General features: G+C 72.3%; 7 protein-coding genes and 1 pseudogene. 3 read left to right on the top strand and 5 right to left on the bottom strand.

Going from position 1 to position 9,573, the window contains the following annotated elements; genetic code table 11:
* Positions 1-334 (bottom strand): annotated as a pseudogene (locus tag ACTWQR_RS54645) (hypothetical protein); the annotation flags it as partial.
* Positions 335-1,747: 1,413 nt separating this feature from the next.
* Here ACTWQR_RS54645 and ACTWQR_RS54640 point away from each other — a divergent pair.
* Positions 1,748-2,950, top strand: coding sequence for an amino acid deaminase/aldolase (locus ACTWQR_RS54640; RefSeq protein WP_443234825.1), 1,203 nt, complete (start codon positions 1,748-1,750; stop codon positions 2,948-2,950).
* A gap of 29 nt (positions 2,951-2,979) precedes the next feature.
* Here ACTWQR_RS54640 and ACTWQR_RS54635 read toward each other — a convergent pair whose 3' ends face one another.
* The 4 genes from ACTWQR_RS54635 to ACTWQR_RS54620 form a co-directional block, all read right to left on the bottom strand.
* A complete protein-coding gene (locus ACTWQR_RS54635) occupies positions 2,980-3,927 on the bottom strand; it encodes a DUF2510 domain-containing protein (protein WP_443234824.1) in 948 nt (315 codons plus the stop codon).
* A gap of 222 nt (positions 3,928-4,149) precedes the next feature.
* Positions 4,150-4,941, bottom strand: a complete 792-nt coding sequence (locus ACTWQR_RS54630) for a 3-oxoacyl-ACP reductase (RefSeq protein WP_443234823.1) — start codon at positions 4,939-4,941, stop codon at positions 4,150-4,152.
* A complete protein-coding gene (locus ACTWQR_RS54625) occupies positions 4,938-6,353 on the bottom strand; it encodes an aldehyde dehydrogenase family protein (RefSeq protein WP_443234822.1) in 1,416 nt (471 codons plus the stop codon). Before ACTWQR_RS54625 ends, ACTWQR_RS54630 begins: the two co-directional genes overlap by 4 nt.
* Positions 6,354-6,364: 11 nt before the next feature.
* Positions 6,365-7,744, bottom strand: a complete 1,380-nt coding sequence (locus tag ACTWQR_RS54620) for a glutamine synthetase family protein (protein ID WP_443234821.1) — start codon at positions 7,742-7,744, stop codon at positions 6,365-6,367.
* Between the two features lie 77 nt (positions 7,745-7,821).
* Here ACTWQR_RS54620 and ACTWQR_RS54615 point away from each other — a divergent pair, with 77 nt between their 5' ends.
* Together ACTWQR_RS54615 and ACTWQR_RS54610 are read left to right on the top strand one after the other, a co-directional pair.
* Complete coding sequence (locus ACTWQR_RS54615) at positions 7,822-8,556, top strand: FadR/GntR family transcriptional regulator (RefSeq protein ID WP_443234820.1); 735 nt, start codon at positions 7,822-7,824, stop codon at positions 8,554-8,556.
* Positions 8,557-8,642: 86 nt separating this feature from the next.
* Positions 8,643-9,323: a gamma-glutamyl-gamma-aminobutyrate hydrolase family protein gene (locus ACTWQR_RS54610; RefSeq protein ID WP_443234819.1), complete on the top strand. Its 681-nt coding sequence runs from the start codon at positions 8,643-8,645 to the stop codon at positions 9,321-9,323.
* The last annotated feature ends 250 nt before the right edge of the window (positions 9,324-9,573 follow it).

Here is a 9,573-nt window from a genome sequence, read left to right as displayed (position 1 = left end):
CGACAACGACACGGCACGCCCGCACGCCATGGGCGCCCGATGCCAGGTCGTCCCAGGCTTCGCCCGTGTATCGGGGAGTGCCCGAGGGAGGTGTCGCCGGGCTGGACGGGCTCGCGCCGGGTGGCGGCGCGGAGGGCGTCGGTGTGGCCGTGGGGGCGGGTGGCACGGGCGGCTCGCCGGGGATGGGGCGGAGCCGGGTCGTCGTCTCCGACGGGGTCTCCCAGGGCGCGCCGGTGCGCCGCGCGGCGGCGGCGGGGGCGGGGGCGGGGGGCAGGCTGCTCGGGCGCGGTGGCGCGAACGGGCGCTCACCGGCCTGCGGCATCGCCGCTCCCACCGGTCGCTCCCCTGCGCGCGGCTCCGACCACCCGACCGGGCGCTCCACGGCATCCGCCCCGAACCGCGCGGCAGGGTGCTCCTCAGCGCCCGTCCGGGGTGGCGTGAGCGGCCGCTCCGGAACACCCGGTCTCGGCGACACGAACGGCCACTCGGGCGAGCCGCGGCCCGACCACTCCTGTGAGTCGCCGGCGACCCGCCGCGGCTCGGTGCCGGGACGACGCGGTGCGGCTGCGCCTTCGGCGTGCGTCGTGGCGGCGCGCGGCTCGGTCGCCGGACGCCGCGGAACGTCCGTCCCCTGGGCGCTCCTCGCGCTCGCCCCCGGTTCGGTGCCGGGACGCGGCGGAACGCCTGCCTGCTCGGTGCTCCTGTCGCTCACCCCCGGCCCGGCCGCCGGACTCGGCGGGACGTCGGTGTCCGCAGACCTCCCGTCGGGGGTACGCGGCTCGCTCGCCGGCCGGGGCGGAACGCCGCCCAGCTGCTCGGCGCTGCCGGCCGTCGCCCTCGGCTCCGTGGCCGGACGCGGCGGAACGCCCAAGCCCTCTGCGCCCCGCACGGGAACGCGCGGCCCGGTCGCCGGGCGCGGTGGGGCAGTCGGCACCCCAAGCCGAGGCAAGGCGCCGGTCGTTGGCGGCGGCGTGTCCGGAAAGCGCGCCGAAGCCGCCGGGGGCGGTGGCATGTCCGGAGTCTGCTTGTGGGCGCCCGGGACGCGAAGGTTCGGGAGGCGGGGCGAAGCCGCCGGGGAGGTCCCTCGATGGCCGGCGCCGTCGGCGGCCGCACGCGGCCGGGGCGGTGTGCCTTGGGCGTGGGGTGCCGGCCGCCCCGGACGAGCCCCGGTGATGCCGGGGCTCGGAGGCGCGCTTCCGGCGTCGCGCCTCGGCAGAGGACCCGTGGCGTCGGAGTCGCTCGGCTCCGGAACACGCTCGTTGTCGCGGTCGCGAACGGGCAGAGCACTCGCGCCGTCGGTCCGCCGCGAGGCGTCCTCAGTGTCCCTGGGGCCGGCAGAGTCGCGCCCCGGCCGAACGCCCGGGCTCCCGGCGCCCTCATCCGGCCTCTCGGCCTCCTCAGAAGCGCGCCCGCCGTCGCGTCTCGACGACGCGTCTGTCTCTCCCGAGCCCGAACCCGAGCCCTCGCCGTCGGACGGCTGTCGCTGTCCCTCCGCCGAAGGCGGCCCGGGCGGCATCGGCGGGCGTGGAGGAATGGAGGCGCGGCGCGCTTCCGTGCTCATGCACCCCCCGTTTCCTCGGCCCCGGGCGTCCGGCCCGCCGAAGGAGCCCCTCCGGACCGTTCCCTGCTTGCGTGCTCGTCACTCTACGGGTTGACGCTGTGCGGGTGGGAACCAGTCGGCAGGCGCGGGGCATCTGCCCGGAACATCCCCCTACCCTGCGGTAATCAGGTCTGGCAGGCTGCGTGCATGACTGCCCGCGCCGCAGACCGAGCCCGTTACGACCGGGCCACCGCTCACCTGGACGCTCCCCTCGCGATCGTGGACCTGGAGGCCTTCGACGCCAACGCGGAGGACCTCGTACGGAGAGCCGCCGGCAAGCCCGTACGGGTCGCGAGCAAATCCGTACGCTGCCGGGCCCTGCTCGAACGCGTCCTGGCCAGGGACGGCTTCGCCGGGATCATGTCCTACACGCTCGCCGAATCGCTGTGGCTGGCCCGCTCCGGGTTCGACGACGTGCTGCTCGCCTATCCGTCCGCCGACCGGAAGGCGTACGCGGAGCTCGCCGCCGACCCCAAGCTCGCGGCCGCCGTGACCGTCATGGTGGACGACCCGGCGCAGCTGAAGCTGATCGACGACGCCCGGGACGGCGGGCGCGAAGTCGTGCGCGTCTGCCTTGAGTTGGACACCTCGCTGAAGCTGCTCGGCGGCCGGGTCCGGGTCGGCGCCCGCCGTTCGCCGCTGCACTCCTCCGCCCAGGTCGCCGAGATGGCCCGTACGGTGGCCCGCCGACCAGGGTTCCGGCTCGTGGGGATCATGGCGTACGAGGGGCACATCGCGGGTGTGGGCGACGCCGTGCGGGGGCGGCCGCTGCGGTCGCGCGCGATCCGGCTGATGCAGGCCACGGCCCGCAGGGAGCTGGCCCAGCGCCGCGCGGACGTCGTACGGGCGGTACGGGCCGTCGCGCCGGACCTGGAGTTCGTCAACGGCGGCGGCACGGGCAGCGTCCAGCACACCGCGGCCGAGGACTGCGTCACCGAGATCGCGGCCGGTTCGGGGCTCTACCAGCCTCGCCTCTTCGACAACTACACGTCGTTCAGCGGCCGTCCGGCCGCGCTCTTCGCGCAACCCGTCGTGCGCAGGCCGGGGGTGGGTGTCGTGACCGTCCTCGGCGGCGGTTATCCGGCGTCGGGCGCCGCGGGTCAGGACCGGCTGCCCGTGCCGTACCTCCCCGAGGGGCTGCGGTACGACGCCCAGGAGGGAGCCGGCGAGGTGCAGACGCCGCTGCTCGGCTCTCCCGCCGACGACCTGCTGATCGGCGACAAGGTGTGGTTCCGGCACGCCAAGGCCGGGGAGCTGTGCGAGCGGTTCGACGTGCTGCGTCTCGTGGAGGGCGAGACGGTGACGGCGACGGTCCCGACGTACCGGGGGGAAGGGCACACCTTCCTGTAGCCGCGGGAGCGCCGCGGGAGCTGCGGGCTCTAGGACGTGGGGCCGATGCTGCTGCCCACTCCGCCGCTCGTGCCCTCGTCGCCCACCGGCCGGATCCCCTTGGTGATCCGGTCCATGTCCGCCAGCGGCGGCCCCTCCTCGCCCGCGTCGAACACGAACCGCACCATGACCGGCGCCTCCGAGCCGACGCTGGACGGGAACGCCAGCGACTGGACGTAACCTCCGGGTCCCACCTCGGTGTTGACCCGCCAGCGCACGAAGTACCCGGTGCGTCCCGCGACCGCGATCGGCCCCTGCTTGACCAGCTTGTGGGACGTGATGCCGTTGTACGGGCGGCGGTCGAGGTTGTCGCGGTCGTACGCCAGGTCGGCCGCCTCGGAGATGTCGCCCTTGGCGAGGGCCTCGGGGGATTTCTCGTCGTTCGAGGTGACCGTGCGCGAGATGACCTTGCCGTGGCGGCAGAGGCCCTCGTCGCCCGGGCAGTCGTAGGTGCCGGGCGTGGTCATCACGACGTCGTCCTCGGCGACGTACTTGGGCCTGGCCCAGCCGTCGAGGAGCGGCAGCGTGATGCCGTTGAGCTCGTCCACGACGACGGACGGGTCGTCGGCCGACGGGGCGGAGGTGGACGCCGAGGGCGAGGTCGGGGTGGCGCTCGTGGGCGCGGACGACGACGTGGGCGTCGGGTCGGTCTTCGACTCCGCGTCGCCGTCGTCCCCGTTCAGGACGACGGCGCCGGTGACGATCGCGGCGACCAGGACGGCCGCCGCGGCGGTGACGGCGATCGCCTTCGCTCGGCCGGACTCGCCGCCGGGCGCCGTCGGGGCGAACTGCGGCTGCATCACCGGCTGTTGCCACACGGGCTGTTGCTGCACTTCGGGCGTGCGCCGGTGTTCGGTCCAGGCGGTCCCGTCCCACCAGCGCTCCACGTGCGGGGCCGAGGGGTCCGGGTACCAGCCGGGCGGAGGCGTCGTGCTCATCCCGGCACTCTAGGACGAGACCGGAAGGGGTGTCGTTGCCAAGCCGGGCTAGGGCGTGTGCCGGAAGTCCCTCCGTCCGCCCGGAGGGCGGGCCCTGCGGCGTCTGGTGCGTGCTCTCGGCGTGCCGGCCGGAAGCCCTCGTGGACGTACTTGAGCTTTCGGCCGGTGCGGCGAGAGTGCGTGCCAGGCGTCGCGGGGCAGGAGGGACTTCCGACACGCGCCCTAGAGGGGTGTGACGTATGCCCCCGAGATCCCGCCGTCCACCAGGAAGTCGGTGGCGTTCACGAACGAGGAGTCGTCGCTGGCCAGGAACGCGACCGCCGCGGCGATCTCCTCGGCCTCCGCGAACCGCCCGACAGGAATGTGTACGAGCCGGCGCGCGGCCCGCTCCGGATCCTTGGCGAACAGTTCCTGGAGGAGCGGGGTGTTCACCGGCCCGGGGCAGAGGGCGTTGACGCGGATGCCTTCCCGCGCGAACTGCACGCCCAGCTCGCGGGACATGGCCAGTACACCGCCCTTGGAGGCCGTGTACGAGATCTGTGACGTCGCCGCGCCCATCCGGGCCACGAACGACGCGGTGTTGATGATCGATCCCTTGCCCTGGCGTCGCATGTAGGGGATGGCCGCCTTGCAGCACAGGTACACGGACGTGAGGTTGACCTCCTGGACCCGCTTCCAGGCCTCCAGGCCGGTCTCCAGGATCGAGTCGTCGTCGGGCGGTGAGATGCCCGCGTTGTTGAAGGCGATGTCGACCGAGCCGTAGGTGTCGTACGCCGTCTTGAAGAGCGCCTCCACCTGTTCGGGGTCGGTCACGTCGACCTTCACGAAGGTCCCGCCGATCTCCTCGGCGGCGGCCTTGCCCCGGCTCTCGTCGACGTCGCCGCAGACGACATGGGCGCCCTCGGAGGCGAGCCGGCGCGCGGTGGCGAGGCCGATGCCACTGCCGGCCCCGGTGATGACGGCGGTGCGGCCGACGAGGCGGCGGCAGATGTTCTCTTCGGTCTCTTCGGTCACTGTGCGGGGCCTTCCGTGCTGATGAAGACGTTCTTGGTCTCGGTGAAGGCGGTGAGGGCATCCGGGCCGAGTTCGCGGCCGAGCCCCGACTGCTTGTAGCCGCCGAAGGGGGTCCAGTAGCGGACGCTGGAGTGGGAGTTGACGGACAGGTTCCCGGCACGGACGGCCCCCGAGACGCGCAGCGCGCGCCCGACGTCCCGGGTCCAGATGGAGCCGGACAGCCCGTACTCGGTGGCGTTGGCGAGGCGGATCGCGTCGGCCTCGTCCTCGAAGGGCAGGACCACGGCGACCGGCCCGAAGACCTCCTCGACGGCCACGCGCGCGTGGGGCTCGATTCCGGTCAGGACAGTGGGCGGAAACCAGAAGCCAGGGCCTTCGGGGGCAGTGCCCCGGATGCCCGCCAGGCCGTCGGTGACGTACGAACGTACGCGCTCCAGCTGGGACTTGGAGATCAGCGGCCCCATCGCGGTCTTGTCGTCGGCGGGGTCACCGACGACGACGGACTCGATCGCCGGGGCGAGGAGTTCGAGGAAGCGGTCGTACGCCGAACGCTGGACGAGGATGCGGGTGCGGGCGCAGCAGTCCTGACCGGAGTTGTCCAGGAAGGACATGGGGGTGGCGGCCGCGGCGGCCTCGATGTCGGCGTCGGCGAAGACGATGTTGGGACTCTTGCCGCCGAGTTCGAGGGTGACGGGCTTGAGGAGCGCCGAACCCTTCGCCAACACCTGTTTGCCCACGGTCGTCGACCCCGTGAAGACGATCTTCGCGACCCCGGGATGCTCGACGAGCGCGTTGCCCGTCACAGGGCCCGCTCCCGGGAGCACCTGGAACAGATGCTCCGGAAGACCGGCCTCCACGGCGAGCTCAGCCAGCCGCAGGGCCGTCAGCGGGGTCGTCTCAGCGGGCTTCAGGATGACCGCGTTGCCCGCCGCGAGCGCCGGAGCCGTACCCCATGCGGCGATCGGCATCGGAAAGTTCCACGGCGCGATCACACCCACGACCCCGAGAGGTTCGAGGATCGTGACGTCGAGGCCACCCGGCACCGGAATCTGCCGCCCGGTGAGCCGCTCCACTCCCCCGGCCGCGTAGTCGAGCAGATCACGGACGTTGCCCGCCTCCCAGCGCGCGTTGCCGATGGTGTGCCCGGCCTCGCGGACCTCCAGCCGGGCGAGTTCCTCGAGGTGCTCATCGACGACGACGGCGAAGCGGCGCAACAGCCGGGCACGCTCACCGGGCGCGAGGGCGGCCCACCGGGCCTGCGCCTTGGCGGCCCGCACGACGGCGGCGTCCACGTCCGCCGCGGTGGCACCCGGAACGGTGGCGACGACTTCCTCGGTAGCGGGATTGAGGACCTGGAGCTCGTGCTCGTCCGACTTGGACTGCGACTGCGACAACAGCTGCGACTGCGACACCGAAGGACCTCTCACATGCGTTCGAAGGAGCGGCGGAGCTCCCAGTCGGTCACCGCGGCGTCGAAGGCGTCCAGCTCGACGCGCGCCATGTTGCGGTAGTGCGCGACCACCTCGTCACCGAAGGCCGCCTTGGCGATGGGGCTGGTCTCCCAGAGCTCGGCGGCCTCGCGCAGGGTGGTGGGCACGTGCTCGTACTCCGCGGTGTACGCGTTCCCCGTGCACGCCTCCGGAAGCTCCAGCTTCTGCTCGATGCCGTACAGTCCGGCCGCGACCAGACCGGCGACGGCCAGGTGCGGGTTGACGTCTCCCCCGGGCAGCCGGTTCTCGAAGCGCATGGAACGGCCGTGGCCGACCACGCGCAGCGCGCAGGTGCGGTTGTCGTGACCCCAGGCGACGGCGGTCGGCGCGAACGAGCCCGGCTGGAACCTCTTGTACGAGTTGATGTTGGGCGCGTACAGAAGGGAGAAGTCCCGGAGCGCGGCGAGCTGCCCGGCGAGGAAGTGCCGCATGACCGTCGACATGCCCCCCTTCCTGTCACCCCCCTTCCCGTCGCCCACCATCACGTTCGTGCCATCGGCGTCGGTGAGCGAGAGGTGGATGTGACAGGAGTTGCCCTCGCGCTCGTTGTACTTGGCCATGAAGGTGAGCGAGACGCCCTCCTGGGCGGCGATCTCCTTGGCACCGGTCTTGTAGATGGCGTGCTGGTCGCAGGTGACCAGCGCCTCGTCGTACTTGAAGACGATCTCGTGCTGCCCGGGATTGCACTCGCCCTTGGCGGACTCGACGGTCAGACCGGCGCCGGTCATGTCGTTCCGGATACGCCGCAGCAGGGGCTCGATCCGGCCCGTCCCGAGCACGGAGTAGTCGATGTTGTACTGATTCGCCGGTGTCAGCCCTCGATAGTTCGCATCCCAGGCCTGCTCGTACGTGTCCTTGAAGACGATGAACTCGAGTTCGGTCCCCACCTGGGCGGTGAAGCCGTGCTCGGCGAGCCGCTCCAGCTGGCGGCGGAGGATCTGGCGGGGCGCGGCGACGACGGGCGAGCCGTTGTCCCAGGCGAGGTCGGCGACGAGCATGGCCGTACCGGCGTTCCACGGCACCCGGCGCAGGGTGCTGAGATCCGGATGCATGGCGAAGTCGCCGTATCCACGATCCCAGGAGGACATCTCGTACCCGTCGACCGTGTTCATCTCGGTGTCGACCGCGAGGAGGTAGTTGCAGCCCTCCGTACCGTGGTGCAGGACCTCGTCGAGAAAGAACCGTGCGGCGAACCGCTTGCCCTGGAGCCGCCCCTGCATGTCCGGGAAGGCCAGAACGACGGTGTCGATCTCGCCGCTCGCGACCAGGGCGTGCAACTCCTCGACGCTGAGGGGTGGTGTGCGGTCTGCCACGGGAAAGGCCTCCTTGGGTCAGCCGAGAGCCATAAGGTATTGCCGAGAACCATTGCTTGGGAAGGGGGCGCGGCCAGATGTCACAGCCGGATCCATACGGCCCGAACGACCAGCTGACGCCGGTCCTGCGGCCGGTACGCGCGGGCAACGGCTTCGAGGAAGCCCTGGAGCAGGTCCTCCAGGTCGTCCGGCTCGGCCTGGTGCCCGGGGGCGAACGGCTGCCCGCCGAACGGGAGTTGGCGGAACGGCTGGGGATCAGCCGGGTGACGCTGCGCGAGGTGCTCAAAGTGCTTCAGGACCAGGGTCTGGTCGAGTCGCGGCGGGGCCGGTACGGCGGCACGTTCGTGCTGCCCCGGACCGAGGCGCCCGGCGAGGCCGAGCTGCGCCGCCGGGTGGCGGTGACCGACATCGAGGACGTCCTGCGCTTCCGCGAGGTCCTGGAGGTCGGCGCGGCCGGCCTCTGCGCGGCCCACGGCCTGTCCGCCGACCAGTCCGGGCGCCTGCGCGAGGCCCTCGCCCGCACCCACGACGCGCCGCTCGCGGACTACCGGCGCCGCGACACCCTCCTCCACCTCACGCTCGCCGAACTGTGCGGTTCACCGACCCTCACCGCGCAGTACGCGGCCGTACGCGCGACCGTGAACGACCTTCTCGACTGCATCCCCCTCTTGGTACGGAACCTGGAGCATTCACAGCGCCAGCACACGGCCCTGGTCGAGGCGGTGCTCGACGGGGACGCCGACGGGGCCCGCGAGATGATGCGCGAGCACTGCGCGGGTACGGCGGCGCTGCTGCGCGGCTTCCTGGCGTAAGGATCTCCGCACGGGATCTCTGTAAAGGTATGGGGTCGGTCTATTAGCCTTCTCCTAGGAGCCGACGAGGCACAGGGAGCGTGGCGATGACGGGCAGACCGCTGATCGGAGTCAGTACGTACCTGGACTCCGCGCGCTGGGGCGTCTGGGAGCTGCGGGCCGCGCTGCTGCCGGTCGGATACCCACAGCTGGTGCAGGCCGCCGGCGGCCTCGCCGCGATGCTGCCGCCGGACGACGCCTCGTACGCCGCCGAAACCGTCGCCCGGCTCGACGGGCTGGTGATCGCGGGTGGTCCCGACGTCGAACCGTCACGCTACGGGGCTGCCCGCGACCCGCGCTCCGGCCCCGAGGCGCACGAACGCGACACCTGGGAACTCGCCCTGATCGACGCCGCGTTGGCCTCCGGCACGCCGCTGCTCGGCATCTGCCGGGGCATGCAGCTCCTGAACGTCGCGCTCGGCGGGACGCTCAAGCAGCACGTCGAAGGGCATATCGAGGCCGTGGGGGTTTATGGGCGGCACGCGGTGAAGCCGGTACCGGGTTCTCTGTACGCCGGGCTCGTCCCCGAGGAGGACTCCGTGCCCACCTACCACCACCAGGCGGTGGACCGCCTCGGACCGGGCCTCACCCCCTCGGCCCACGCGACGGACGGCACGGTCGAGGCGCTCGAACTCCCCGGTTCCTCCTGGGTACTGGGCGTCCAATGGCACCCGGAGATGGGTGAGGACCTGCGCGTGATGCGGGCCCTGGTCCGAGCGGCGTCCTGAGCGGAAGGGGGGCCTTGGGGTGGTTCGTTCACTGCGGGGCAGTGGGGGCTGGTCGCGCAGTTCCCCGCGCCCCTAAAAGATCGGGGGCCTCAGGCCGGTTCTCACACTGCCGGTCCTCGTGGGCTGAGCGCGCAGTTCCCCGCGCCCCTGATGGGCCGTAGCCCCAGCCCTCACCCGTCCGCACACGGCCTTCGGCGTGAGGGGACGTGTCGGGATGTCCGAGCGCCGCGCCTCCCGGTTGACCCGAATA

This window comes from Streptomyces sp. 2A115 (assembly GCF_052245575.1).
Lineage (GTDB): Bacteria > Actinomycetota > Actinomycetes > Streptomycetales > Streptomycetaceae > Streptomyces.
Note: the sequence above shows the minus strand (reverse complement) of the source record. Positions and strands in the feature narration are given on the sequence as shown.